Origin of the sequence: Paenibacillus lycopersici (genome assembly GCF_010119935.1) — a bacterium.
GTDB classification, from domain to species: domain Bacteria; phylum Bacillota; class Bacilli; order Paenibacillales; family Paenibacillaceae; genus Paenibacillus_Z; species Paenibacillus_Z lycopersici.
Map to the genome: position 1 here is coordinate 435193 of NZ_CP048209.1, position 24808 is coordinate 460000.

General features: G+C 59.2%; 21 protein-coding genes and 1 other RNA gene (1 of these 22 cut by a window edge). 20 read left to right on the forward strand and 2 right to left on the reverse strand.

The window, feature by feature from the left end; genetic code table 11:
* From GXP70_RS01955 to GXP70_RS01965, 3 genes are all read left to right on the forward strand, one after another.
* A complete protein-coding gene (locus tag GXP70_RS01955; RefSeq protein ID WP_162354933.1) occupies positions 1-900 on the forward strand; it encodes a carbohydrate ABC transporter permease in 900 nt (299 codons plus the stop codon).
* Positions 901-1071: 171 nt separating this feature from the next.
* Positions 1072-2775, forward strand: a complete 1704-nt coding sequence (locus tag GXP70_RS01960; RefSeq protein WP_404822346.1) for an ABC transporter substrate-binding protein — start codon at positions 1072-1074, stop codon at positions 2773-2775.
* Between the two features lie 232 nt (positions 2776-3007).
* Positions 3008-4309, forward strand: a complete 1302-nt coding sequence (locus tag GXP70_RS01965; RefSeq protein ID WP_162354935.1) for an ankyrin repeat domain-containing protein — start codon at positions 3008-3010, stop codon at positions 4307-4309.
* A gap of 243 nt (positions 4310-4552) precedes the next feature.
* On the opposite strand, the gene GXP70_RS01970 is transcribed toward GXP70_RS01965, so the two are convergent.
* The gene (locus GXP70_RS01970; protein ID WP_162360257.1) at positions 4553-6583 is read right to left on the reverse strand and encodes a transglycosylase domain-containing protein; all 2031 of its coding nucleotides are present in this window, start codon (positions 6581-6583) and stop codon (positions 4553-4555) included.
* 286 nt (positions 6584-6869) lie between these two features.
* Here GXP70_RS01970 and speE point away from each other — a divergent pair, with 286 nt between their 5' ends.
* From speE to argS, 6 genes are all read left to right on the forward strand, one after another.
* A complete protein-coding gene (gene speE / locus GXP70_RS01975; protein WP_162354936.1) occupies positions 6870-7697 on the forward strand; it encodes a polyamine aminopropyltransferase in 828 nt (275 codons plus the stop codon).
* 34 nt (positions 7698-7731) lie between these two features.
* Positions 7732-8601 carry an agmatinase gene (speB, locus tag GXP70_RS01980; protein ID WP_162354937.1) on the forward strand — a complete coding sequence of 290 codons (870 nt, stop codon included), beginning with the start codon at positions 7732-7734 and terminating at the stop codon, positions 8599-8601.
* A gap of 349 nt (positions 8602-8950) precedes the next feature.
* Positions 8951-9202 carry a DUF7667 family protein gene (locus tag GXP70_RS01985; protein ID WP_162354938.1) on the forward strand — a complete coding sequence of 84 codons (252 nt, stop codon included), beginning with the start codon at positions 8951-8953 and terminating at the stop codon, positions 9200-9202.
* Between the two features lie 131 nt (positions 9203-9333).
* The gene (locus GXP70_RS01990) at positions 9334-9837 is read left to right on the forward strand and encodes a DNA-deoxyinosine glycosylase (protein WP_162354939.1); all 504 of its coding nucleotides are present in this window, start codon (positions 9334-9336) and stop codon (positions 9835-9837) included.
* A 445-nt stretch (positions 9838-10282) separates the two neighbouring features.
* Positions 10283-10732, forward strand: coding sequence for a YwiB family protein (locus GXP70_RS01995; RefSeq protein ID WP_162354940.1), 450 nt, complete (start codon positions 10283-10285; stop codon positions 10730-10732).
* Between the two features lie 53 nt (positions 10733-10785).
* On the forward strand, positions 10786-12465 hold the full coding sequence (gene argS, locus GXP70_RS02000; RefSeq protein ID WP_162354941.1) for an arginine--tRNA ligase: 1680 nt from the start codon (positions 10786-10788) through the stop codon (positions 12463-12465).
* Positions 12466-12603: 138 nt separating this feature from the next.
* Here argS and GXP70_RS02005 read toward each other — a convergent pair whose 3' ends face one another.
* Positions 12604-13737 carry a S8 family peptidase gene (locus tag GXP70_RS02005; protein WP_225442635.1) on the reverse strand — a complete coding sequence of 378 codons (1134 nt, stop codon included), beginning with the start codon at positions 13735-13737 and terminating at the stop codon, positions 12604-12606.
* Positions 13738-14131: 394 nt separating this feature from the next.
* Between GXP70_RS02005 and rpoE the strand changes: the two genes are divergently transcribed.
* From rpoE to GXP70_RS02060, 11 genes are all read left to right on the forward strand, one after another.
* Positions 14132-14704: a DNA-directed RNA polymerase subunit delta gene (rpoE, locus tag GXP70_RS02010; protein ID WP_162354943.1), complete on the forward strand. Its 573-nt coding sequence runs from the start codon at positions 14132-14134 to the stop codon at positions 14702-14704.
* 316 nt (positions 14705-15020) lie between these two features.
* Entirely contained in the window at positions 15021-16625 is a 1605-nt protein-coding gene (locus GXP70_RS02015) for a CTP synthase (RefSeq protein WP_162354944.1), read from the forward strand.
* Between the two features lie 141 nt (positions 16626-16766).
* Complete coding sequence (locus tag GXP70_RS02020; protein WP_162354945.1) at positions 16767-17165, forward strand: response regulator; 399 nt, start codon at positions 16767-16769, stop codon at positions 17163-17165.
* Positions 17166-17484: 319 nt separating this feature from the next.
* Positions 17485-18732 (forward strand): UDP-N-acetylglucosamine 1-carboxyvinyltransferase, encoded by a 1248-nt coding sequence (locus GXP70_RS02025; RefSeq protein ID WP_162354946.1) that lies wholly within the window; start codon positions 17485-17487, stop codon positions 18730-18732.
* 120 nt (positions 18733-18852) lie between these two features.
* Positions 18853-20217 (forward strand): transcription termination factor Rho, encoded by a 1365-nt coding sequence (gene rho, locus GXP70_RS02030; RefSeq protein WP_162354947.1) that lies wholly within the window; start codon positions 18853-18855, stop codon positions 20215-20217.
* A gap of 52 nt (positions 20218-20269) precedes the next feature.
* Entirely contained in the window at positions 20270-21529 is a 1260-nt protein-coding gene (locus tag GXP70_RS02035) for a radical SAM family protein (protein WP_162354948.1), read from the forward strand.
* Between the two features lie 139 nt (positions 21530-21668).
* Positions 21669-21866: a 50S ribosomal protein L31 gene (rpmE, locus tag GXP70_RS02040; protein WP_091225099.1), complete on the forward strand. Its 198-nt coding sequence runs from the start codon at positions 21669-21671 to the stop codon at positions 21864-21866.
* Between the two features lie 83 nt (positions 21867-21949).
* Entirely contained in the window at positions 21950-22336 is a 387-nt protein-coding gene (locus tag GXP70_RS02045) for a hypothetical protein (RefSeq protein WP_162354949.1), read from the forward strand.
* 63 nt (positions 22337-22399) lie between these two features.
* An RNA gene (ffs, locus tag GXP70_RS02050) (signal recognition particle sRNA large type) lies at positions 22400-22664 on the forward strand.
* A gap of 227 nt (positions 22665-22891) precedes the next feature.
* Positions 22892-24688, forward strand: a complete 1797-nt coding sequence (gene dnaX, locus GXP70_RS02055; RefSeq protein ID WP_162354950.1) for a DNA polymerase III subunit gamma/tau — start codon at positions 22892-22894, stop codon at positions 24686-24688.
* Positions 24689-24736: 48 nt separating this feature from the next.
* Positions 24737-24808: the 5' end (the start) of a YbaB/EbfC family nucleoid-associated protein gene (locus tag GXP70_RS02060; protein ID WP_162354951.1), read on the forward strand. Its footprint extends 240 nt past the window's final position; the window shows 72 of its 312 coding nt (coding positions 1-72); the start codon lies at positions 24737-24739; its stop codon lies off the right edge, out of view.

The following is a 24808-nucleotide window of genomic DNA, read 5'->3' on the forward strand; positions in this document are numbered from 1 at the left end:
ATGGAACGAAAAATCGCAATCAAGGAGGCGGCGGGCGACCGCTTGTTCCTGGCCGGAATCTACGTATTCCTGAGCGTCGTCTTCATTATCGTCGTGGCGCCGCTGATCTACATCGTCAGTTCCTCCTTCAGTTCGCCGCTGGCGGTCACGTCGGGCAAAGTCTGGCTGTTCCCGGTCGACTTCTCGCTGCATGGCTATAAGGCGATCTTCCGCGATCCGCATATCATGATCGGCTACAAAAACTCGCTCATCTATATGGCTGTCGGCACGCTGCTGAACGTCGCGATGACGGTGATGCTGGCCTATCCGCTGGCCAGGAAGACTTTCGTCGGCCGGAACTTCATCATGGTGCTGATCGTGATCACGATGCTTTTCGACGCGGGGCTCATTCCCTATTACTTGGTCGTCAAGAACTTGCACCTGCTGAACACGCGCTGGGCCATGATCGTGCCCGGAGCGCTCTCGGTCTTCCAGGTCATCGTGGCGCGCACGTTCTTCCAGTCGACGATTCCGGACGAGCTGACGGAAGCCGCCAGCCTGGACGGGTGCAGCGATTGGCGGTTTATCGCGAGCATCGTGCTGCCGCTGTCTAAACCGATCCTGGCCGTCATGGCCTTGATGTACGCCGTCGGACATTGGAATGCCTATTTCGATGCCTTGATTTTCCTGAAGGACCCGCAGCTGTTCCCGCTTCAGATCGTGCTGCGCAACATTCTGATCCTCAATACGATCGATCCGTCGATGATGAGCAACGTGAACAAGGTACTGGAGCAGCAAGGGCTGAAGGACCTGCTCAAGTATTCGCTGATCGTCGTCGCCAGCGGCCCGATGCTGGTGATCTATCCGCTGGTGCAGAAGCATTTTGTCAAAGGCGTCATGATCGGGTCGCTCAAAGGGTAATCGGTCGTGATCCGTACCATTAAGGGAGGTGATGGGGCCGCTTGCCCGAAGGATGGCTTGCCGCAATAATGGATCGACGAGTACCAATTGCACATGGGTTGTCATACCAAGAGAGGGGATCTTTCATTGAAAAAAGGAAAACACGCCGTATCGGTATCGCTCATTTCCCTTATGATCTGCACACTCTTATTAAGCGCCTGCGGCTCGAATTCGAATTCTTCATCCAATGACTCGTCCGCATCGGCGAACAAGGCGGCGAACGCGTCCGGCAGCGCGAACGGAGGCGCATCCGGCAACGCGGCGGCAAGCGCCGGAGACGACGGGTTCAATCCGGTCGGCGACTATCCGATCGTGAAGAAACCGATCACGCTGAATATGTTCGCGCCGCAGCTGCCGAGCATCGAGAATATGGAGACCAACCTGTTCACGAAATTCGTGGAAGACAAGACAGGCGTTCAAATCAAGTGGGATCTCGTTCCGAACGATGCCCTGAACGACCGCAAACAGCTGATGCTGGCCGGCGGCGATTATCCGGAAGTGATCTTGAACGGCAACCTGACGAAGGACGAGCAGATGAAATACGGCAAGCAAGGCGTGCTCGTGCCGCTTAACGACCTGATCGATAAGTACGCGCCGAACTTCAAGAAGATCATGGAAGAGCTGCCGTACGTGAAAGGCTCCGTTACGGCGCCGGACGGCAACATCTATGCGCTGCCGCAAATCAATGAATGCTACCACTGCAATTTCGCTCAGAAGCTGTGGATCAACCAGGCGTGGCTCGACAAGCTCGGCCTGAAAATGCCGACGACGACGGATGAGCTCTATACCGTGCTGAAAGCGTTCAAGGAGAAGGACCCGAACGGCAACGGCAAAGCCGACGAGATTCCGCTTACCGGCTCCGACGAGATGTGGGCAGGCAATATCGCCGCCTTCATTATGGATAGTTTCATTATCGACGACCATGCGGACAAGGACTCGGGCACTTATTTGCAGGTGAAGGACGGCAAGGTCGATTTCGTCGCCAATAAGGACGAGTGGAAGCAAGGACTTACGTTCCTGAACAAATTGTACAAAGAAGGCTTGATCGATCCGGCTGCGTTTACCCAGAACGCGGACGCGATCCAACAGCTCGGCAACAAGGATCCGAACATCATGGGCTCGATTACGACGGCGCTCATCAGCTATGCCTTCGGACCGGACGACCAGCATCCGCGGCATAAGGACTACGTCACCGTCCCGCCGCTGAAAGGGCCGAACGGCGTGCAGCAGACGCCGAACTTCGCAGGCATCGGCAACTCGCAGTTCGCGATTACGAATAAGGCGACGCAAGAGCAGCAGATCGCCGCGATCCGTTTCGCCGACTACTTGTATACGGAAGAAGCAATCGTGCTGGAAGAGCACGGCGTGGAGGGCAAGGGTTGGGTGAAGGCCAAAGAAGGCGAGCTGGACATGGACGGCAAGCAGGCGAAATATACGCTCATCCCGACAGATCCGAACCAGACGGTGCATAACGACGGCTGGGAGCAAATCGGCCCTTCGCTGCGGACGTACCAGTACCGGAATTCGTGGACGTCGAAGCAGGATCCGCTCGCGGAAGGCGGCTATGAGACAAGGCTGAAGCGGGAATCGGAGAAGTACGAACCGTACGCATCCAAGGAAATGTACCCGACCGGAACCTTTATCCCGCTCGAAGATACGGAAGTGGCCGCCCAGTTGAAGACGACGATCATGAGCTACGTGAACTCGAACATGGCTCAGTTCATTACGGGCAGCAAGGAAATCGACAAGAATTGGGACAGCTACGTGAAAGGCTTCGACGGCCTGCAGCTGGATAAGTATATCGAGATTTATCAGAAAGGGCTCGCCAACGGCTAATCGCTGCGGGTACGCTTCGCCCCCGAACCGGAACACCGGGTCGGGGGCGTTTATTTATGAGCCGGAGCCGCCGCATGGGAGCGAGGGCTCGATTACGCCTGTCCGTCTTTTCGATGGCATTGCGGGATGAATTGTCATATCATTGAACGTAACAACAGGCATGGACATAACGCCTGCGCAGCCGCTTTATTCGGCGCAGCGCGACATCCGAACAAGGAGGCTTGATCATACGATGACCGATAGGAACGATGACTCGAAGGTTACGCAGGAGAATCCGGACGCCGCCGTCATCGCGCAATTTAAGGAGGCCGTCCAGCATAACGACCCGGAGGCGGTTGAACGGCTGCTGCGGCAGCATCCGCCGCTTGCCGGGCGGATTGACGAGCCCTGGTTCAGCTTCGACGCGCCGGCCATCGTCGTTGCCGCGGGCGGGGGCCATCGCGCCATGGTCGACGTCCTGCTGGCGCACGGCGCGGACATCAATGCCCGGAGCCGCTGGTGGGCGGGCGGATTCGGCGTGCTGCATCATGACCATTACGACTTGTCCCGGTACCTGATCGAGCGGGGAGCCCGCGTCGATCCGTATGCCGCGGCGGCCTTGGGGCTGCTGGATACGCTGCGGCGGATGATCGATGAAGATCCGGACGCCGTCAACCGTCGCGGGCCGGACGGACAGGTTCCGCTGCATGCGGCCGTATCGCCGGACGTGATCGACTTCCTGCTGGAACGCGGAGCCGATCTGGACATGCGCGATATCGATCACAACGGCACGCCGGCGCAGTATGCCGTCAATCAGCCGGACAAATGCAGGCATCTGCTCGCGCGCGGCGCCAAGCCGGATATGCTCATGGCGTGCAAGCTGGGAGACGCCGAGCTCGTGCGCCGGCTGCTGGAGGAGGATCCGGACGCCATTCAGGCGCAGGTCGGGAAAGGGGAATTCACCGCCCCCGGCGAGCATATCTACGCGTACGCGATCGGCCCGGGCGCGAGGCCGCTCTTCCTTGCGGGCCGCCTCGGCCGGGAGGAGATAGCGGAGCTGCTGCTGTCGTACAGTTCCGACGAGCAGCGCTTTCTGTTCGCCTGCATGCAGGCGGACGCGGAGACCGTCCGGCTCCTGCTAGGGAAGCAGCCGGAGCTCATCCGGTCCTTGAAGCCGGAAGACCGGGGCGTGCTCGCGGACGCCGCGGCGGAGCACCGGGCGGATGCGGTTCGGCTGATGCTGGATGTCGGTTTCGACGCGGATGCGCGTCCCGAAGGCTCCGCCATGACCGCCCTTCATCGCGCCGCCTTGCACGGCGACGCGGCGATCGTCCGCTTGCTGGCCGAACGCGGCGCCTCGATCGCCATTCGCAATGAATTCGGGGGAACGCCGCTGAACAGCTGCATTTGGGGATCGCTTCATTTTCAAGATCCGGCAGGGGATTACGCCGCGGTGGCGGAGATTCTCGTCGATGCGGGCGTGCCATTGCCCGAACAGGCGGCGGGCAGCGAATCCGTGAAGCGCGTCCTTGTCCGGCACGGCGTGCCGGCGTAAGAGGCCGGACTCGAAGCGCGATCCGCATTCGCTCATTGTCCGGGAATGGCTGCTGAGCGAATGCCGATCAATCGCGGGTCGGCTGCCGGACGACGGCCGGGACGCGAAGAAGGCTGCAAGCGGTCATCCCGCCTGCAGCCTTCTTTTTCATCCATTCATACGCCTGCTCATTCGCCTTATTCGCCTATTCATACGCCGCATAGTCGGTTTCAAGCAGCCAACGTACGGCCGTTCGCAGATAGGCTAGTTCGACCACCAGCGCTTGAACTGCTTCCACCAGCCCTTCGTCTGCGCGGCCTTCGCGTCGCCGTCGCCGTTCGCGGATGCGGCCGTGTCGCCGTGCGCGCCGCATACCTCCACCGGCTGAGTGCCGCTGACGAACGATTCCAGCCGCCGGTTCGGGCAGGATTTGCCGGCCAGCTTGCCGCTCTCGGGATCGACGTAGACGGAGACGACGCCGTCCGGCAGCGGGAAGATCTTCGGCGGCACCGCGGACAGCGCCTTCTCCGTGTAGGAGGCGAAGATCGGCGCCGCGCGGTGCGCTTCCACCGGGGCCAGCTTGCGCCCCTTGTCGTAGCCGACCCAGACCGCCGTGGCCAGCTCGGGCGTGTAGCCGACGAGCCAGGCGTCGGTCGCGGTCGTGCCGGTCTTGCCGGCGACGGGCCGCTTGATCGTCGCCGAGACGCGGTTGCCGGTGCCGCCCGCGTCGAAGACGCTCTCCATCAGGCTCGTCAGCACGTAGGCATGCGCCGCGTCGACGACGGCGGTCTGCGCCGGCTTCGCCTCGTAGATTACTTCCCCTTTGCTGTCCTCGATGCGCAGGATCGCCGTCGGCTCCACGCGGACGCCGCCGTTGGCGAACGTGCCGAAGGCGGATGCCATCTCGAACGGACTGACGGGGAACGTCCCGAGCGCGAGCGACGGCACCGGCTTCATCAAGCTGTCGATGCCGAGCTTGCGCGCCATATCGATGACGTTCGCGGGTCCGACCTTCATGATGGCGTTGACCGCGTAGATATTATCGGAGGTCGCGATCGCCTGCCGCATGTCGATGAGACCGTTCGTGTATTGGTTGTTATAGTTGCTGGGCGCGTACGTCAGACGGCCGTCGTCGTAGGTGAAGACGGTCGGCGCGCTCTTGAACTGGGACACCGGCGTCAGCGTCCCTTGCTGCAGCGCCGTCAAGTACAGGATCGGCTTGAACGACGATCCCGGCTGCCGCGTCGTCGCGAACACGCGATTGTATTGGTTCGTCTTGTAATTGCGCCCGCCGACCATCGCCTTGATGTAGCCGGTGCGGGGGTCGATGGAGATAAGCGCGGCCTGCTGCTCGGAGTCCTCCGGGATGCCGGCCGCGACGGCTTCCTCGGCGGCGCGCTGCGCGTCGGGATCCAGCGTCGTGTAGATGCGGATGCCGCCCTCGTTCAGCAGCCGCTCGTCGATGCCGAGCTTGTCGACCGCGACATACCGGATGTAATCGCGGAAGTAGGGCGCGATGCCGGTCTGCCTGCTCGAGCCGAGCGGTACGAACTGGAGCATTTCCGCTCCCGCGGCTTTGGCGTCGCTCTGCTGAATGATGCCTTGGTTCGCCATCGTCTGCAGAATCGTCCGCTGCCGGTCTTTCGCGTTCTTCATGTCCATGTAGGGCGAATAGTACTTGGGCCCTTTCGGAATGCCGGCGAGCATGGCGCTCTCCGCCAGCGTCAGCTCGGAGGCGTGCTTGCCGTAATAGAGCTCCGACGCGGCCTCCGCGCCGTAGGCGCCGTGGCCGTAATAGATTTGGTTCAAATACATGGACAGGATCTCGTCCTTGGAGTAGTGCATCTCCAGCTGAACCGTGTACATCGCTTCCTTCAGCTTGCGCGACCATGTCCGCTCGTGCGTGAGGTACAGATTCCGCGCGAGCTGCTGGGTCAGCGTGCTGGCCCCCTGCTGCCGCGAGAAGTGCTCCAGGTTGACGAGCGCGGCGCGGGCCATGCCTTTCAGGTCGAAACCGAGATGATCGTAGAAGCGCTGATCCTCGATCGCCAGCGTCGCCTCGACGAGATACGGCGAGATGTTCTTCAGCGGCACCGACTGCCGGTTCTCCCCGGCATGGAACGTGTCCATGATTTGCCCTCTCGCGTCGAGCATTTGCGACGTTTGGCTGACCGAAGAAGCGGGCAGCGCCTGCACCCGCAAGTAATATAAGAAGCCGAAGGCCGCCATGAACAGAACGAGCAGCATGCCGCCTGCATAGATCAGCCCTCTGCGCAGCCTGCGAAGCAGCGGCATCCACCGCTCGGCCCAAACGGCGAGAGGCAGCCCGCGTTTACCGCCGCCGCCCCGCCTGAAATGATACCAGCCCATCCCTGATGCCTCCTCGTAGTTACCATCGCTATCCAATTAGTATGGAAAACATAGCGGCATGCTATTCAAACGGGACGAAGCGGGGTATGAAATTTTTGTGCGGGAATGGCAGACGGTTGCTTTTTCTCCCCGTTAACTTATAATACAGATTGAAACATTTGACCCTATGAAACAAGGCAACCATACATACAGAGAAAGCAGGGATTAACCGATGGAGTTGTGGTTCACGGAGAAGCAAACCCCGACATACGGCATCACGGCCAAAATCAAAGAAACGTACGTAAGCGAGCAGACGGAGTTCCAGAAGCTCGATATGATCGAAACCGAAGAGTTCGGCACGATGCTCGTGCTGGACGGCATGGTCATGACGACCGACAAGGACGAGTTCGTCTACCATGAAATGGTGGCGCATCCCGTGCTCTACACGCACCCGAATCCGAAGAAGGTGCTCGTCGTAGGCGGCGGCGACGGCGGCGTGATCCGCGAAATCCTGAAGCACCCGAGCGTGGAGAAAGCGGTTCTTGTCGACATCGACGGCAAGGTCATCGAATATTCCAAGAAATATCTGCCGAACATCGCTTGCGGCCTGGACGACCCGCGCGTCGAAGTGATCGTCAACGACGGCTTCATGCATATCCATGACCATAAGAACGAATACGACGTCGTCATGGTCGACTCGACGGAGCCGGTAGGCCCGGCGGTCAACCTGTTCACGCGCGGCTTCTACCAAGGCATCTACGACTCGCTGAAGGAAGACGGCATCTTCGTGGCGCAGACGGACAACCCTTGGTTCACGCCGGATCTGATCGCCAACGTCAACCGCGACGTGAAGGAAGTGTTCCCGATCGTGCGCGTGTTCTGGGCGAACGTGCCGACGTACCCGAGCGGCCTGTGGACGTTCACGATGGGCAGCAAGAAGTACGATCCGCTCGAGGTCGACGAGTCCGGCATCCCTGAGATCGATACCAAATACTACTCTCCGCGTCTCCACAAAGCGGCGTTCGTGCTGCCGAAATTTGTAGAAGACCTCGTGAAGTAAGCAGACGAAGCGGAAGAGAGGAACCCAACCGACCATGAAACTAGATCAGAAATATTCCGGCAACGTCTTCATTCTAAGCTCGGAAGACTATCAATCGTCCAAAGCGGTCATTTACGGCATGCCGATGGACTTTACCGTATCGTTCCGCCCGGGCTCGCGCTTCGGCCCTCCGCGCATCCGCGAGGTGTCCATCGGCCTGGAAGAGTACAGCCCTTACCTGGACCGCAGCCTTGAAGACATCGTCTATTTCGATGCCGGCGACCTGCTGCTGCCGTTCGGCAACGCGGCGCGCTCGCTCGACATCATCGGCGAATTCGTCTCCGGCGTGCTGGCCGACGGCAAAATGCCGATCGGCCTCGGCGGCGAGCATCTGTGCTCGTGGCCGATTTTCCAAGAGGTGTACAAGAAGTATCCGGACATGGCGATCATCCATTTCGACGCCCATGCCGACCTGCGCGAGCAGTACGAAGGCGAGCCGCTCTCGCACTCCACGCCGCTGCGCAAAGCGGCCCATCTGATCGGCGGCAAGAACGTGTACCAGTTCGGCATCCGTTCCGGTTCGCGCGAAGAGTGGCAGTTTGCCCGCGAGAACATCCATTTCTATCCGTTCGAAGTGCTGGAGCCGCTGAAGAAGGTGCTTCCGGAGCTGGCCGGCCGTCCCGTCTATCTGACGATCGACATCGACGTGCTGGATCCGTCCGCGGCACCGGGCACGGGTACGGCGGAAGCCGGCGGCATCACGTCCAAGGAGCTGATCGACGCGGTTCACGCGATCGCGCGCTCCGGCGTGAACGTCATCGGCTGCGACCTCGTCGAAGTCGCGCCGGCCTACGATCCGACCGAACAAACGCAGATCGTCGCGGCGAAGGTCATCCGCGAAATGCTGCTTGGCTTCATTAAGTAACATCGCGAATCGCCGCCGTCGTGCTTCATGCACGGCTGCGGCGTTTTTTGCGCCCGTTTGCGTTCGATTTCGCTCATTTTGCGCGCTTTGCGCTTTATCGATGCGGTTCCCGCGTCATGAACACGCTCGCTGTCGGGCGCTTCATCGCGATCCGCGATATACGAGCGTCGTCTAGTTTTGTGACCGCCGGCCGTGCCGCGCCGGCGCGCGCCACATAGAATGGAGCAGAGCGCCTGTTTCCGTTCGAATTCGCCGCGTGTTCCCGAAAGTCGTTCGAACGGCGCTTGGAAGCTTTCTTTTTTGGTCATACTGGATACTAGTGTGAGACGATAGAGGGAGGCGCAAGCGCATGACCATTTTGCCCATACACGAACGCCTTGCGGAGCTGTGGACGATTCGCGGATTCCGGCATCTGACCGGGGAAGAACAAGCGGATTTCGAGCATTGCCTCGCGGTCAACGCCATGCACGTCAGACAGATCGCCAATTTGCACAACTTGTCCTTGATCGCTTCGATGATCGGGGACGTCGAATGGCAGCATGAAATCTGCCAGCGGCTGGAGAAGCTGAGCGGTCTCCCGCCGGGCTCGCCCCAATTGTAAGCGCGGCTCGGCTGCGGCCGGTGCGCCGGCTTGCGTCGGACAAGCCTACAGTCTATAGCCGGCATTGCGCGCCTGTTGCGCTTAAGCGGGCTCTCCGGTTAAGCTCGAAGGATAGAGGAGGCGATGCGCCGATGCGCGTACATTCTTTCCCGCCGATGGTCCGCGAAGGCGCGGCGGTTCTCGTCCTTGGCAGTATGCCGGGCCGGGCGTCCATCGCCGCGAACCAATATTACGGCAATCCGCGCAACCATATGTGGGGAGTGCTCTACGGGCTGTTCGGCCTGGAACCGGACGAGGCGTACGAGGATCGGCTTGCGTTCGCGGCTTCGCACGGCATCGCGATGTGGGACGTTATCGAATCCTGCGAGCGGGAAGGCAGCCTGGACGCCAATATCCGCGCGGAGGTTCCGAACGACCTGCCGGGATTGATCGCGGAATTTCCCGGCATCCGCTGCTTGATCTTCAACGGCACGAAATCGCATGATACGTTCATGAAGTATTTCAAGACCCATCCCGCCTTGGCGGAGCTGACGAAGCTGAAGCTGCCGTCGACGAGCCCGATCCCGACGAAGACGATGCGTTCGACCGCCGACCGGATCGAGGCGTGGCGCGCGCTGCTTCCGTACTTGCGGTGACAATTGCCGCTTGCTTTTTCTGCAAGGTCGCATATAATAGGGAAAATAACAGCCATAGACGAAGAACGGGACAGTAGCTTGCACAGCGCTGACAGCAGCGAGCCGGGACGGTGGAAGCCGGCGCAGCGGAGCAGGGGAAACGCACCCGGGAGTCGATCGACTGAACCGCGATCAGCCTTCACGAGGCAGCCGCGCTAGGCCGGTCCGGTCACGCCGTTATCGTGTTCGAGAGGCGCGCTTCGATCCGTCATGATGCCGGATCGCGCAGCCAGAAGAGTGGTACCGCGGAATCCAACCTCCGTCTCTTTATTGAGACGGGGGTTTTCTTGTTCTCCGGAACGATTGCCGCTGCCGGCACGGGGGCTGCCGCAAGAGCGCGCCGGTTGAAATTAACAGTCCGCCTGCTATAGTGTGAAGTATAACCAAGGACGGGGGGACGAAAGCGATGAACGACAAGGCGCACGTGAGCATTGCGCTCGAAAGCGAGATCGACGGCGAAGAGCAGCGTACGGCCGTTGAAGGGGAATGGTACCGCAAGGGCGGCGCGTTCTTCCTGAAATACGCGGAGACCGAAGGCGGCAGCGAGGTGCGGACCATCGTCCGATGGCGCGATGGCGAGCTCAGCATCACCCGGCGCGGCGCCGTGGAATCGGAGCAGCTGTTCACGACCGGCGTCCGCCGGAGCGGGCGGTACGAGTCGCGGCATGCGGCGTTCTCGCTGGAGACGGATACGAGCCTGCTGCAGGTCCGGTTCGGGGATGGCTTGAACGTCGGTCCGGGCGAGGAACGGCGGGAGCCGGAGCTGCCGCTTCTGCTGGAATGGCATTACGGCCTGCTGGTCGGCGGCGAGCCGATCGGCAATTTCAAGATCCGGCTTCGCGCCGAGGAGAACTGAGCCGGACGAGACGAGTCGATCATTTACTATTATACAGGGGGACATGATTCCGAATGAAACCGAATGTAATTGAACAGCTTCACCAGCAAGTGAGAGACGCGATCGCCGACGCCGCCGTGGCGGCCGGGCTGGCCGCGCGCGAAGACCTGCCGGTGTTCGTGCTGGAAGTGCCGAAGGACAAGGCGCACGGCGATCTCGCGACGAACGCGGCCATGCAGCTGACGAAGCTGGCAAAGAAGAATCCGCGTCAAGTCGCGGAAGCGATCATCGCCAACCTGGATACGGCGAAGGCGTCCATCCAGAGCGCGGAAATCGCAGGTCCCGGCTTCATTAACTTCCGCATGGACCGCAGCTACCTGTATCCGGTCGTCGCCCAGACGGCGGAGCAAGGCGCCGATTATGGCCGCGTCGCCGCCGGCGGCGGACAGCGCGTCCAGGTCGAGTTCGTCAGCGCCAACCCGACCGGCAGTCTCCATCTCGGTCATGCCCGCGGCGCGGCGGTAGGCGATGCGCTCTGCAACCTGCTCGATTTTGCAGGCTATGACGTCACGCGCGAATACTACATCAACGACGCCGGCAACCAGGTTGCCAATCTGGCGCGTTCCATCGAAGCGCGCTACAAGCAGGTGCTGGGGCTGGATGCCGAGATGCCGGAGGACGGCTACCACGGCGAGGATATCGTCGGCTTCGCGAAGGAATTGGCCGCGTCCGAAGGCGACCGCCTGTTGTCGCTGTCTGACGAAGAGCGCTTCGCGTTCTTCCGCGATTACGGCCTCGAGCGCGAGCTGGCGAAGATCAAGCGCGACCTCTCGGAATTCCGCGTCAACTTCGACGTATGGTTCAGCGAAACCTCGCTTTACAAGACGGGCCAAGTCGAGCAGGCGCTCGAGGCGCTTCGCGAACGCGGCCAAGTCTACGAAGAAGAGGGCGCGACGTGGCTGAACACGATGCCGTACGGCGACGACAAGAACCGCGTGCTCGTGAAGAATGACGGCTCGTACACGTATTTGACGCCGGACATCGCGTACCACCGCGACAAATACGGACGCGGCTTCGACCGAATGATCAACATCTGGGGCGCCGACCACCACGGCTACATCCCGCGCGTGAAGGCGGCGATGGAGGCGCTCGGCAACGATCCGCGGAAGCTGGTCGTCCTGATCGCCCAGATGGTCAGCCTGTTCCAGAACGGCGAGAAGGTCAAAATGTCCAAGCGAACCGGCAAAGCGGTCACGATGGAGGATTTGACGGAGGAAGTCGGCACGGACGCGATCCGCTACTTCTTCACGATGCGCAGCATGGATTCCCATCTCGATTTCGACATGGATTTGGCCATTTCGACCTCGAACGAGAACCCGGTATTCTACGTCCAGTACGCCCATGCGCGGATCTGCAGCATCTTCCGCCAGGCCGAGGAGCAGGGCATTGCCGTGCTGCCGCTTGATCAAGTCGATCTGAGCCAGCTGACGACCGAGCATGAATTCGACCTGCTGCGCAAAATCGGCGAGCTGCCGCTTGAAATCGCGGAAGCAGCGTCGCAGTACGCGCCGCACCGCCTGATCCGTTATGTATACGAGCTGGCGTCGCAGTTCCACAGCTACTACCGCGCGGACCGCGTCATCACCGAGGACGCCGCGCAGACCCAGGCGCGCTTCGCTTTGCTCGGCGCGACGCGCGTCGCGATCGCGAACGTGCTGAAGCTGGTCGGCGTATCCGCGCCGGAGCGCATGTAAGCAAGCGGCGGCGGCGGAGCCAAAGGCCGATGAGACGGCCCCTCCGCCAGCTAAGCTTTCCTTACATCGCGCATCGCATCGCGCGTCAAGCCGACCGCTTGTCCGCCGCAAGCCTAATAACGCTGCGAGGCCGGGAACCTACCGTTCCACGGCCTGCAGCATGCGCATCACGTCAAGCTCTCCGGTCAGCCGGGGGGCTTTCGTGCCTCTTAAAGGCAGCATGGAGCGCTTGACGACCGCTTTGATTTCCGTCGGCGACATGCCGGGCCGATACGCCAAGAGCAGCGCGATCGCGCCGCTGACGTGGGAGGTGGCCATCGACGTGCCGCTCATCTCGTTGTATTTGCCGCGCAGCCAGGAGGAGAGGATTTTGTCTCCGGGCGCGTAGACGTCAATGTACATGCCGCGATTGCTGAACGGAGCGATGCGCCGCAGCCGGTTGGTCGCCCCGACCGCGATCGTCTGCGGATATCGGGCGGGATAATCGATCGATTTTCGTTTGCCGTCGTTGCCGGAGGACGCCACGATGATGACGCCGGCGTTGAACGCGTTGTTGACGGCGGTCAGCAGCGACTTGCTGCGGGTCTTCATGCCGAAGCTCATATTGACGATATCCATGCCGCTGCGCACGCACCAATCGATGCCGAGCACGATGTCGGACACGAAGGCGCTCCCGTTATGGTCGAAGGCTTTGACCGGATGGACCGTGGCGCGGGGAGCAACGCCGATCATGCCGTGCACCTGGTTGGCGGCGGCGATCGTTCCGGCGATATGCGTGCCATGGCCGTTATCGTCATGCGGCAGCGTGCCGCGGTTGAGCAGGTTGATGCCGCGTCCAAGCGACTGCTTCAAGTCGGGATGGCTGAAATCGACGCCGGTGTCGATGATGCCGACCTTGACGCGGTGACCCGTCGTGGAGCTCCAGGCTTGCGGCGCTCTGATTTCCTGCACGCCCCACGGAATGCCCTTCTCGCGGGAGGCGGGCTTATGGACGACGGCATGGACGGCTACCTGGGGATCGTTCTCGACCCAGATGCCGCCGGCAGGAGCGGCAGCCAGCAATTCGCTCGTCACGGGGAGAGAGAAGGCTTCAATGAACGGCAGATGGCGGATGGCGGCCATAGCGTCCGGATCCTTGTCGAAGTTCGACCATTCCAGCAGGAAGCGCTCATAGTCGCTGTGCTGCCGGAAACGGACGATCCGCCGTTTGGCGGCGGATGCGGCGGGAGACGTCGCGCTATGCAACAGGCGGAGAATTGCGGATCTGTCCAAATTTGGCTTCCCCTCCATGGCGAATCATGCTGAAGTATTGTATGAAGGAGGGTAACAAGCTGTATGAGCAACTTGCCTTTTTTCGCAGAATTAGGCTGCAAACCGTGTCATTCGCCGTACGGGGACATAGTATAAATCAAGAGTCCATCCGGACTCTTGCCACCGGTGCCGGCGCTTGCCGCCAATCCGGAAGGATACAGTCGAAGCGAGGGGCTCCCCTTCGCTTTTTCTTTTTTTTAAGCGCGCTGTTTTTTGGAGGAACGCGTCAATTCCGCCTGTCGCCGTCGTTAGGGGAGGGCGTGCTTGCTTTTTGAGATAAAATAGGTTTTACTATAGTTTGATAATGGATTGCTTGCGAATGGCAGGCAATTTGACATGAGAGGAAGTGTCCCTAATGAGCAGCGAGATCGTCTTGAAAATCGATCCGGAACGCATCAAGGAAATGCCGATGGTCGACTTGGCATTTGAATTGCTGAAAGCGGCGAATACGCCGTTTTACTATCGCGACATCATGATGGAAATTGCAAAAATCCGGGGCTTGTCCCAAGATCAAATCAACCAAGTGATTGCGCAAGTATATACGGAAATCAACATCGACGGGCGTTTCGCCTGCGTCGGCAGCAATATGTGGGGACTGAAGCGCTGGTATCCCGTCGAGCGCAACGAGGATCCGGTCGGCAATGCGAAGCGTTCGCGCATCATCAACGACGAAGACGACGAGGATGACACGTACACGGACGAGGAAGAGGATACGTACACGTCCGATGACGACGATTTCGATTCGTACGACGAGGATCAGGAGATCTTCGACGACGCCGAGGAAGAGGCCGAGGTGGACGAAGAAGTCATCATCGACGACGAGGAAATCGAAGAAGAGGGCATCGAAGCGGAAGAAGAAGAGGAGCTCGATTCGGAAGAAGAGGGCGAAGAAGACTTCGACGACGAAGACGAGGAAGAAGGCAAGTAAACCGCGCCGCAGGCTGCCTGCCGAAGGAGCGCCGGCACCCGGGCCGGCATCGGTATCGTCTCCGACGGCACACCCGGATTTCCCATGCCGGGGGCGCATTTTGACGCCCGAAGCGGCATGATCGTTTCACCTTGACAGGCGGTATCGCAGCGGTTAAACTATTGTTTGGGCTTCAAGTTCGGACATAAGGCAATAAGCCAAAATTAGAAAGTGCCCCGTTTATACGGGTGTCACTTTTTTCTTTTTTATGGACCATTTTTCTGCGGGAATTGGGAGAACCTATATCATAACCATACAGGCGTGGAGGGTATCATCAGTGACTAAGTACATTTTCGTAACAGGCGGTGTCGTTTCATCGCTTGGCAAAGGGATTACGGCGGCTTCGCTCGGGCGCTTGCTCAAGAACCGCGGACTGAAAGTGACCATTCAGAAATTCGATCCGTACATTAACGTTGACCCGGGAACGATGAGCCCGTATCAGCATGGCGAAGTGTTCGTCACGGACGACGGCGCGGAGACGGACCTCGACTTGGGTCACTACGAGCGCTTCATCGATATTAACCTGTCGAAGAATAGCAACGTCACGACGGGCAAAATCTATTCCACCGTCATCTCCAAGGAACGCCGCGGCGAATACTTGGGCGGGACGGTACAAGTTATCCCCCACATTACGAACGAAATCAAGGACCGCGTGTTCCGGGCGGGCAAGGAGACCGGCGCGGACGTCGTCATCACTGAAATCGGCGGCACGGTCGGCGACATCGAGAGCTTGCCGTTCCTGGAAGCGATCCGTCAAATCAAGAGCGACATCGGACGCGAGAACGTCATGTACATTCACGTCACGCTTATTCCATATATCAAAGCGGCCGGCGAAGTGAAGACGAAGCCGACCCAGCACAGCGTCAAGGAGCTCAGAAGCATCGGCATTCAGCCGAACGTCATCGTCTGCCGGACGGAATATCCGCTGGCCGAAGACATGAAGCGCAAAATCGCCCTCTTCTGCGACATCGACGAGCAGGCCGTCGTCGAATGCCGCGACGCGTCGACGCTCTATGAAGTGCCGCTTAACCTGCGCGAAGAAGGCTTGGACGAAATCGTCGTCAACCATCTGAAACTGACGACGAACCAGCCCGACATGACCGAATGGGAGAGTCTTGTCCGCCGCGTGCAGCAGCTCAGCCGGACGACCGAGATCGCCATCGTCGGCAAGTACGTGGCGCTGCACGACGCCTACCTCAGCATCGTGGAATCGCTCAGCCATGCCGGCTTCGACGCCGACGCCGACGTGAAGATCCGCTGGGTGAACGCGGAGGAGCTGACGGAACAGAACGTGGCGGACCACCTGCAGGGCGTGCACGGCATTCTGGTTCCGGGCGGCTTCGGCGACCGCGGCATCGAAGGCAAGATCGAAGCGATCCGTTACGCGCGCGAGAACAAGGTGCCGTTCTTCGGCATTTGCCTCGGCATGCAGGTAGCCGTGATCGAGTACGCGCGCCACGTGACCGGACTCAAGGACGCGAACAGCTCCGAGATCAACCCGCTTACCCCGTACCCGGTCATCGATCTGCTGCCGGACCAGAAGGATATCGAGGATATGGGCGGCACGATGCGTCTCGGCTTGTACCCGTGCAAGCTGACGCCCGGCTCGCTCGCGGAGCGCGAATACGACGACGAGCTCGTGTACGAGCGTCATCGCCACCGGTACGAGTTTAATAACGAGTATCGGGAAACGATCGTCGCCTCGGGCTTGAGAATTACCGGCACGTCGCCGGATGGGCACCTCGTGGAGATGGTGGAGCTGCCGGAGCATCCTTGGTTCCTGGCCGTTCAATTCCATCCGGAATTCACGTCCCGTCCGAATCGTCCGCAGCCGCTGTTCCGCGGTTTCGTTCGCGCCGCTCTTCAAACGGCCGAGCGCTAAGAAGACAGAACTGACATCGACTGTCAGGACTAAATTTCCAGCTGAAGCAGGAAACTGGATGCTTGGAGGCGAATTCAGTAAGCTGATATTCCAATCCAACCGTGGCGATTGATTGTCGTGCATTCTTAGGAGGGTTTCAAGTTGGAAAACAAGAAAGTCTTGATTGTCGATGATCAGAACGGCATTCGTATTTTGCTCATGGAAGTATTCAGCAGCGAAGGGTATACGACATTTCAGGCGCCGAACGGCAAGCTCGCGCTGGAAATCGTTCGCAACGAGTCTCCGGATCTGGTGCTGCTTGATATGAAAATCCCAGGCATGGATGGACTGGAGATTTTGAAGCATGTCAAAGCGATTAACAAAGACATCAAGGTGATCATGATGACGGCTTACGGCGAGCTGGACATGATCAAAGAGGCGACCGATCACGGCGCGCTGATGCATTTTACGAAGCCGTTCGACATCGACGAAATGCGTCTTGCTGTCAACATGCAGCTGCGCAGCGGAGAGTCCGGCGGCTGGTACGCGGTGGGATCCTAATGACGGGGTCCCGCCTTTTTATTGAGGCGTCCGGGGATTGCCGACGCTTGTACCAAACGCATGCCGGATGTGGTATAATGACCGGGTGCGAGAACAGAAGCGAGATGCAAGCGTAGTCAAGCGCATGGCTTCGCTTGCAAGCAGCTGCTAAGCTTAACTTCCGATAGTCAAGGGAATAGAACAGCCGCGAAGGCGTAATTGGGCAGGCGCCCCGTCCTTTCAAGAACGTTTTGATAGGATGGTGCGCTTGCTTTATAGCATCCGCATCCGCCGCTGATCGTTTCATTGCTCTCACCGGATGGGAGGATAACGAAGACCGATGGAAAAATTGATGATACGCGGCGGACGCCCGCTGCGCGGCACCGTGCAAATCAGCGGTGCGAAGAACAGCGCCGTTGCGCTTCTGCCCGCATCGATATTGGCGGAATCAACGGTGACGCTGGATAACCTGCCTCATCTGAGCGACGTGGCGGTGTACAGCGAGATTTTGGAAGAGCTCGGCGGAATCGTGGAATGGAGCGGCGACTCCATCGTCATCGATCCATCGGCCATGGCATCGAAGCCGATGCCGAACGGGAAAGTCAAGCTGCTGCGCGCCTCTTACTACTTGATGGGCGCCATGCTCGGACGTTTCGGGGAAGCGACGATCGGTTTGCCCGGCGGCTGCAACTTTGAACCTCGTCCGATCGATCAGCATATTAAAGGCTTTGAAGCGCTGGGCGCGACGGTTACGAACGATCACGGCTCCATCCGCATCGTAGCGGAAGAGCTTCGCGGCGCGAAAATTTATTTGGACGTCGTCAGCGTCGGAGCGACCATTAATATTATGCTTGCCGCCTCGCGGGCCAAAGGCTTCACGATTATCGAAAATGCGGCGAAAGAGCCTGAAATTATAGATGTAGCTACGCTTCTTAACGCCATGGGCGCAAAAATCAAAGGGGCCGGGACGGAAACGATTCGGATTGAAGGCGTCGAGCGGATGCACGGCTGCCGCCATTCCATCATCCCCGACCGGATTCAAGCGGGAACTTACATGATCATGGCCGCGGCCACGCGCGGCGATATGCTGATCGACAACGTCATTCCGAAGCATTTGGAGGCCATTACGGCCAAGCTTCAAGAGATGGGCGTCCATGTGTACGAGATGGATGAATCCATCCGCATCGTAGGTCAGCCGGCATATGAAGCCATCGACGTGAAAGCCCTCGTCTACCCCGGATTCGCCACGGATTTGCAATCTCCGATGACCAGCCTGCTTACGCAAACGACAGGTGTCAGCATTCTGAGCGACTATGTGTACAGCAGCCGATTCAAGCATGTCCCCGAGCTAACGCGCATGGGCGCGAACATACGGGTCGAGGGCCGTTCGGCTATCGTGGAAGGCGGCAAATTGAACGCCGCGAAAGTCCGCGCCGCCGATCTGCGCGCAGGCGCCGCGCTCGTCGTGGCCGCGCTTACCATCGACGACGGCGTAACGGAGATCACGGGCGTCGAATACATCGACCGCGGTTACGATAATTTGGTCGAGAACTTGCGCATGCTCGGCGGGGATGTTTGGCGCGAGTAGTCCTGTTTCTATTTTTCTAGCAATTCGCGGAGCCGCTCCGAATAGAGCGGTCCGATTCCGGCAATGATGGAAGAAGCTTAACTGTCATGAATATTGATAAGAAGAAGTGGTGATCATATTATGTCCGAACTTCAGATCGCGGATCTTGAAGGGATGAAGCTCACGGAGCTTTATAAGCTGGCCAAGCAGCACCAAATTCAGGGCTACGGCCAACTGAAGAAGAGAGAACTGATTTTTGCGATTTTACGTGCGCAAGCGGAACAAAGCGGCCTTATGTTTATGCAGGGCGTGCTCGAGATTTTACCGGAAGGCTTCGGCTTCCTGAGGCCGATCAACTATTTGCCAAGCCCGGAGGATATTTATATTTCGGCTTCCCAGATTCGCAAGTTCGATCTCCGCACGGGGGACGTGGTTTCCGGCAAATGCCGGGCCCCCAAAGAAAATGAACGTTATTTTGGCCTCCTCCAGGTCAATGCCGTTAACGGAGAAAGCCCCGAACATGCTGCGGAACGCCTTCATTTTCCAGCCTTGACTCCGCTCTACCCCGAGAAGAAACTCGTTCTCGAAACCGCTCAGTCCAAACTTTCGACGCGCATCATGGATTTGCTCGCCCCGGTCGGTCTCGGACAGCGCGGACTGGTCGTCGCTCCGCCGAAAGCGGGCAAGACGCAGCTCATCAAGGAAATCGCCAACAGCATCTCGATTAACAATCCCGAGATCGAGCTGTTCGTGCTGCTAATCGACGAGCGCCCGGAGGAAGTGACGGATATGTCGCGTTCCGTCAAAGGCGAGGTTGTCGCATCGACCTTCGACGAGCTGCCCGAGAACCATATCAAGGTAGCGGAATTGGTATTGGAACGCGCGCTGCGGCTGGTCGAGCATAAGAAGGACGTCGTTATCCTGCTGGACAGCATCACGCGGCTTGCGCGTGCCTATAACCTGGTTGTGCCGGCTTCGGGCCGTACGCTCAGCGGCGGTATCGATCCTGCGGCGTTCCATCGTCCGAAACGGTTCTTCGGCTCCGCGCGGAACGTGGAAGAAGGCGGCAGCCTGACGATTCTGGCAACCGCGCTCGTGGAGACGGGATCCCGTATGGATGATATCATTTATGAAGAATTTAAGGGTACGGGCAACATGGAGCTGCATCTCGACCGGAAGCTGGCGGACCGCCGGATTTTCCCTGCGCTGGATATCCGCCGCTCGGGTACGCGCCGCGAAGAAATGCTGTTGACCAAGGAGCAGCTCGACAAAGTATGGGCGATCCGGAAGAACATGAACGATTCCATCGAATTTATCGACGGCTTCCTGAAGAAGCTGGCGGATACGAAGAACAACGAGGAGTTTCTGGCTTCTCTCGATACGTCGGGCACTACGCCGCCTGCGCCGCGAGGCAGGTCGGGCGCAAGCGCCGGCGGCAGCGCGTCCGGCGGGGGAACGAACGGCACTTCCCGGCGTCCGGCCTCGCGTTCCACGACGGTGACCTAGAACGGATTTAACTTAATTAGATCTTGCAGTTTGTGTTTTCTGGAGGTGCATCATGAATCTCGTATATGCAGACGAACATGGCAACCTGTTCGATCATCCCGATTGGATCGCCCTCGGCCGCAGCGGCGACATGGTCGTGGAGCTGATGGAAGACGAGCTGATTCCGCTGCCGGACGGCGCGACGCTCGTCGGCCTGCCGCATACGCGGCCGATCGGCATCCATGCCGCGTCAGGCGAAATGCGTCCGCTGCCGGGCAATTACCAGGCCGTCGGCGCGCTGCTGCCGCAAGGCTTTACCCGGCTGTGCATTCCCGGTTATATGAAGACGGACAAGGAGCAGAAGCTGCCTTTGTTCGGCTATTCGGCCGTCGTATGGAAGGACGGCGCATTTCACGTTGCCGCCCAGCAGTGCGACGATCCCGAGCGCTGGAATCCGCTCAATTGCGATCCGAAGGAGCTGACCGTCGGCGTAGAGCGGCTGCTTGCCAAGTACCCGGAGAACCGGCTGTATCAGCATCTCTCGAATTGCGCGCTCGGCTATGAATGCCTGACCGCGTCCAATACGTTCCTGCAGCGCTGGGAAGGCGCCGTGCCGGTTTCGTTCTCTTGCAACGCCGGCTGCTACGGCTGTATCTCCGAACAGCCGGACGACAGCGGATTCCCTGCGCCGCAGACGCGCATGAATTTCAAGCCGACCGTGCAAGAGCTCGTCGATGTGATGATGGAGCACTTGAACGCGCCCGATTCCATCATCAGCTTCGGGCAGGGCTGCGAAGGCGAGCCTTCCACGCAGGCGAGGATCATCATCGACGCGATGCGCGAAGTGCGCAGCCGCACGTCGATGGGCTATATCAACATCAATACGAACGCCGGCTTGACGGACCATATCCGCGGCATCGTGGACGCCGGCCTTAACCTGATGCGCGTCAGCACTATCAGCGCGCTGGACGACCACTATAACACCTACTACAAGCCGCGCGGCTATACGCTTGCGAACGTGGAGAAGTCGCTGCGCTACGCGGCGGACAAGGGCGTCTACACGTCGATCAACTATTTGATTTTCCCGGGCGTCACCGACCGCGAGGAGGAAATCGAGGCGATGCTCGGCTTCGTCAAGCGTACCGGGCTGAAGCTGATTCAGATGCGGAATCTGAACATCGATCCCGAGAGCTACCTGGCGCTTATACCGAAGGCGCAGGGCGAAATTTACGGCATGAAGCAGATGCTGGAGATCTTCGCGGACGAGCTTCCGGGCGTCGTCATCGGATCGTACACGCACGTGCCTCCGGCGCCGCTGAACCAGTCCCGGTAAGGATTATTTGCCAATTCGCAAAGGCCGGACACGCACCGAAAAGTCATTGCTTCCCGGGAACGGCCGTGCTATAATCAAATTTGTCTGTAACAGAACTCTGGGTCCGCCTGTTGATCCAGGGCAGAAAGAGGTGAACGAGATGAAACAAGGTATTCATCCGACATACCACGTCACGACAGTAACTTGCGCTTGCGGCAACAGCTTCGAGTCCGGTTCGATCAAACAGAACCTGCGCGTAGAAATTTGCTCCGCTTGTCACCCATTCTTCACGGGTAAGCAGAAGTTCCTGGATGCCGGCGGTCGCGTCGACAAATTCAAGAAGAAATACGGTATCTAAGCCTAATCGGCCTTCATTGCCGGAAATTAGCAGAATACAAGAACCTCCCTCAGCCATCCTATTGGATAAAGGGAGGTTTTTTTATGTCAAGCCAACGTTTCCTGCTGGGCACGCTCGCGCTCGCGGCGGCGGTCGCGCTTGCCGGCTGCGGCAATAAGAACGCGACCAATAATTACAACGCGAAGTCATACGGACATGACGGATATATGGGGTTATCGAACAGCAACCCGCATCTGCCGAACCGCAACGGCCAATTCTTGAATCAGGATTCCGACGGCGATTTCGCGCAAACGAAGGTGAAGGAGGTGCCGGGCGTGGGCAAGGTGATGATCGTCTTCCAGGCACCCGATATGTACGTGACGATTACGCCGAAGAAGGGCTATTCGAGCGCGAAGGTCAAGGAAGAAGCGCTTGCCGTCTTGCGGCTGAATATGCCTCGCTACAACGTCCACGTTAATATGACGCGCTGATTACGCGGCTTCCAGCGAATCGGCAGTTGCACTTTTGCGGCGAACAAGCTATACTTATCTCTGCCGTGCTAGACGGGGAGGTAGCGGTGCCCTGTAACTCGCAATCCGCTGTAGCGAGGTTGAATTCCAATCGTAGGTTTTTGTGTTGTGGGGCTGGTGCCCCGGAACAGTGTTGACGGCCGGGTCCTCCGCAATGGACGCTTGTGAACGGGTCAGGTCCGGAAGGAAGCAGCCATAAGCAGGTCCGTTCATGTGCCGGAGGAGTGCTTGGCCCGAGCTGGGAACGGGCGTTCCGCCCATGCCGCTTAAATCGAGGATTGGTGCACGGTCCTAATTAATAAGGACATTAACATCCGAATTGACTCTATGAGTCATGCAGGGTGTTTTTTTGTTGCCGCGGAATGCCGGGTTCCCGTGCGGGGAACGATAGCGTCGGCATGCCGGCAGAGATCGCAAATTCCGGTACGCGCACGGTTTTTTTGGCTGGCGGCATCGTGTATAATAGATTGAAGGCCTGTACGGCCGGGACGATCAACACCGAAAGGAACGGACTCGATGTCACATATCGCTTTATATCGCGCCTGGCGTCCGCAGACGTTCCAGGACATGGTCGGCCAGCAGCATATTATTCAAACGCTTCAAAACGCGATCCGCGAGGATCGGGTTTCGCATGCTTATTTATTCAACGGACCGCGCGGGACGGGGAAGACGACGACGGCCAAAGTATTGGCCAAGGCGATCAACTGCGAACGGGGACCGGCGACGGAACCGTGCAACGTCTGCGATGCGTGCCGGGGAATTACGGCAGGCACCGTGATGGACGTCGTGGAGATCGACGCCGCATCCAACCGCGGGATCGATGAAATCCGGGATATTCGGGACAAAGTCCGGTATGCCCCGTCGGAAGTTCGTTTTAAAGTGTATATTATAGATGAAGTTCACATGCTTACGTCGGAAGCGTTCAACGCGCTTCTCAAGACGCTGGAAGAGCCGCCGGCGCATGTCATATTTATATTGGCCACGACCGAACCGCACAAGCTTCCCGCCACGATCATATCGCGCTGTCAGCGCTTTGATTTCCGGCAGGTTTCGCTGCCGGAACAGACGGAGCGCCTGGGTCGAATTTGCGCGGAAGAAGGCATTTCGGCGGACGAGGATGCGCTGGCGTACATCGCGAGGCTTTCGGACGGCGGCATGCGGGATGCCATCAGCCTGCTGGAGCAGGTATCCGCTTACGGCGGAGAACATATCACGCTGAGCGATGCGGTAGAGGTTACGGGGGGACTTGCGGCCGAGCAGTTCGAGCAGCTGGCGGAAGCGATCCGCGACCGCAATGCCGGCGCGATTCTGCCGCTTGTCGAAGGCTTGATGCAGGCGGGCAAGAGCGCGGACAAGTGCTTGGAGAATCTCGTATACTACTTCCGGGATTTGCTTGTGCTGAAGCTGGCTCCGCAAGGGAGAGCGGCGACCGAGCGCATAGTCGATCAGGACAAATACCGATCGATGGCCGCTTCATTCAGTTCGGAGCTGCTGTTCCGGATGATTGACGTGCTGAATCAATATCAGCTGGAAATCCGCCATGCCGCGCTGCCGCAAACGATTTTTGAAGTCGCGCTGATGAAGATCTGCACGCTGCAGGATACGAGCGGCGGACGGGCATCCGCGCCAGCGGATGCGCCTGCGCCCGAAGCGGCTTCGCAAGGAGCGCCCGGCGGCGAGGTTCAACGGCTGCAGCAGCGGATCGACACGCTGGAGCGCAAGATCGAGCAGCTGCTGCAGTCCGGCGTTCGCCCGGAAGGCGGCGGCGCGGGACAGGCGCAAGCAAGCCCCGCATCGCGCGGCGGCGGCAAGGGCACGAACAATTTCGGAGCCCGAAGCGGCGCGGGAGGAATGGGCGGCTCGATTGCCCGGGTGAAGCTGGATCCGTTCCTTGCGGCGGCGGAGAGTCAAGCTTCGGGGCAGGTACGCATGAAGTGGGCCGATATTTTGCAGCGCGTGAAAGGACACAATATTTCCACGCATGCCTGGTTCGTGAACGGCGAGCCCGTGTCCGCGGCGGAGAATACCATTCTGGTCGCGTTCAAGAACTCGATCCATCGCGAGACGACGGAGAAGCCCGCTAACCGCGAAGTGATCGAGCGGGTTCTGCACGAAGTGTATAATCGCCCGGTTCGGCTCGCCACCGTCATGCTCAAGGAGTGGCAGACGGCCTCCGAGAAGGGGCCGGCTCCCGCCGACGAATTGACGTTGCTGCAAGAAGACGAGCGAGGCGGACCGCCGCCGGAGCCCGAATGGGTCGAAGAAGCCGTCAAGCTCTTCGGCGAGGATCTTGTCGTCATCGAAGACAAATAAGCCGGCTAATCGTAAACGGCATAAACTAACCCAAGGAGTGATCAGACAATGAACAACATGAATCAAATGATGAAGCAAGTGAAGAAGATGCAGGAGCAAATGCTGAAAGCGCAAGAAGAG

Coding starts and splice junctions, on each gene's coding strand:
- GXP70_RS01955 (WP_162354933.1), top strand. CDS start 1: ATGGAACGAAAAATCGCAATCAAGGAGGCGGCGGGCGACCGCTTGTTC.
- GXP70_RS01960 (WP_404822346.1), top strand. CDS start 1,072: ATGATCTGCACACTCTTATTAAGCGCCTGCGGCTCGAATTCGAATTCT.
- GXP70_RS01965 (WP_162354935.1), top strand. CDS start 3,008: ATGACCGATAGGAACGATGACTCGAAGGTTACGCAGGAGAATCCGGAC.
- GXP70_RS01970 (WP_162360257.1), bottom strand. CDS start 6,583: ATGCCGCTGCTTCGCAGGCTGCGCAGAGGGCTGATCTATGCAGGCGGC.
- speE (WP_162354936.1), top strand. CDS start 6,870: ATGGAGTTGTGGTTCACGGAGAAGCAAACCCCGACATACGGCATCACG.
- speB (WP_162354937.1), top strand. CDS start 7,732: ATGAAACTAGATCAGAAATATTCCGGCAACGTCTTCATTCTAAGCTCG.
- GXP70_RS01985 (WP_162354938.1), top strand. CDS start 8,951: ATGACCATTTTGCCCATACACGAACGCCTTGCGGAGCTGTGGACGATT.
- GXP70_RS01990 (WP_162354939.1), top strand. CDS start 9,334: ATGCGCGTACATTCTTTCCCGCCGATGGTCCGCGAAGGCGCGGCGGTT.
- GXP70_RS01995 (WP_162354940.1), top strand. CDS start 10,283: ATGAACGACAAGGCGCACGTGAGCATTGCGCTCGAAAGCGAGATCGAC.
- argS (WP_162354941.1), top strand. CDS start 10,786: ATGAAACCGAATGTAATTGAACAGCTTCACCAGCAAGTGAGAGACGCG.
- rpoE (WP_162354943.1), top strand. CDS start 14,132: ATGAGCAGCGAGATCGTCTTGAAAATCGATCCGGAACGCATCAAGGAA.
- GXP70_RS02025 (WP_162354946.1), top strand. CDS start 17,485: ATGGAAAAATTGATGATACGCGGCGGACGCCCGCTGCGCGGCACCGTG.
- rho (WP_162354947.1), top strand. CDS start 18,853: ATGTCCGAACTTCAGATCGCGGATCTTGAAGGGATGAAGCTCACGGAG.
- GXP70_RS02035 (WP_162354948.1), top strand. CDS start 20,270: ATGAATCTCGTATATGCAGACGAACATGGCAACCTGTTCGATCATCCC.
- rpmE (WP_091225099.1), top strand. CDS start 21,669: ATGAAACAAGGTATTCATCCGACATACCACGTCACGACAGTAACTTGC.
- GXP70_RS02045 (WP_162354949.1), top strand. CDS start 21,950: ATGTCAAGCCAACGTTTCCTGCTGGGCACGCTCGCGCTCGCGGCGGCG.
- dnaX (WP_162354950.1), top strand. CDS start 22,892: ATGTCACATATCGCTTTATATCGCGCCTGGCGTCCGCAGACGTTCCAG.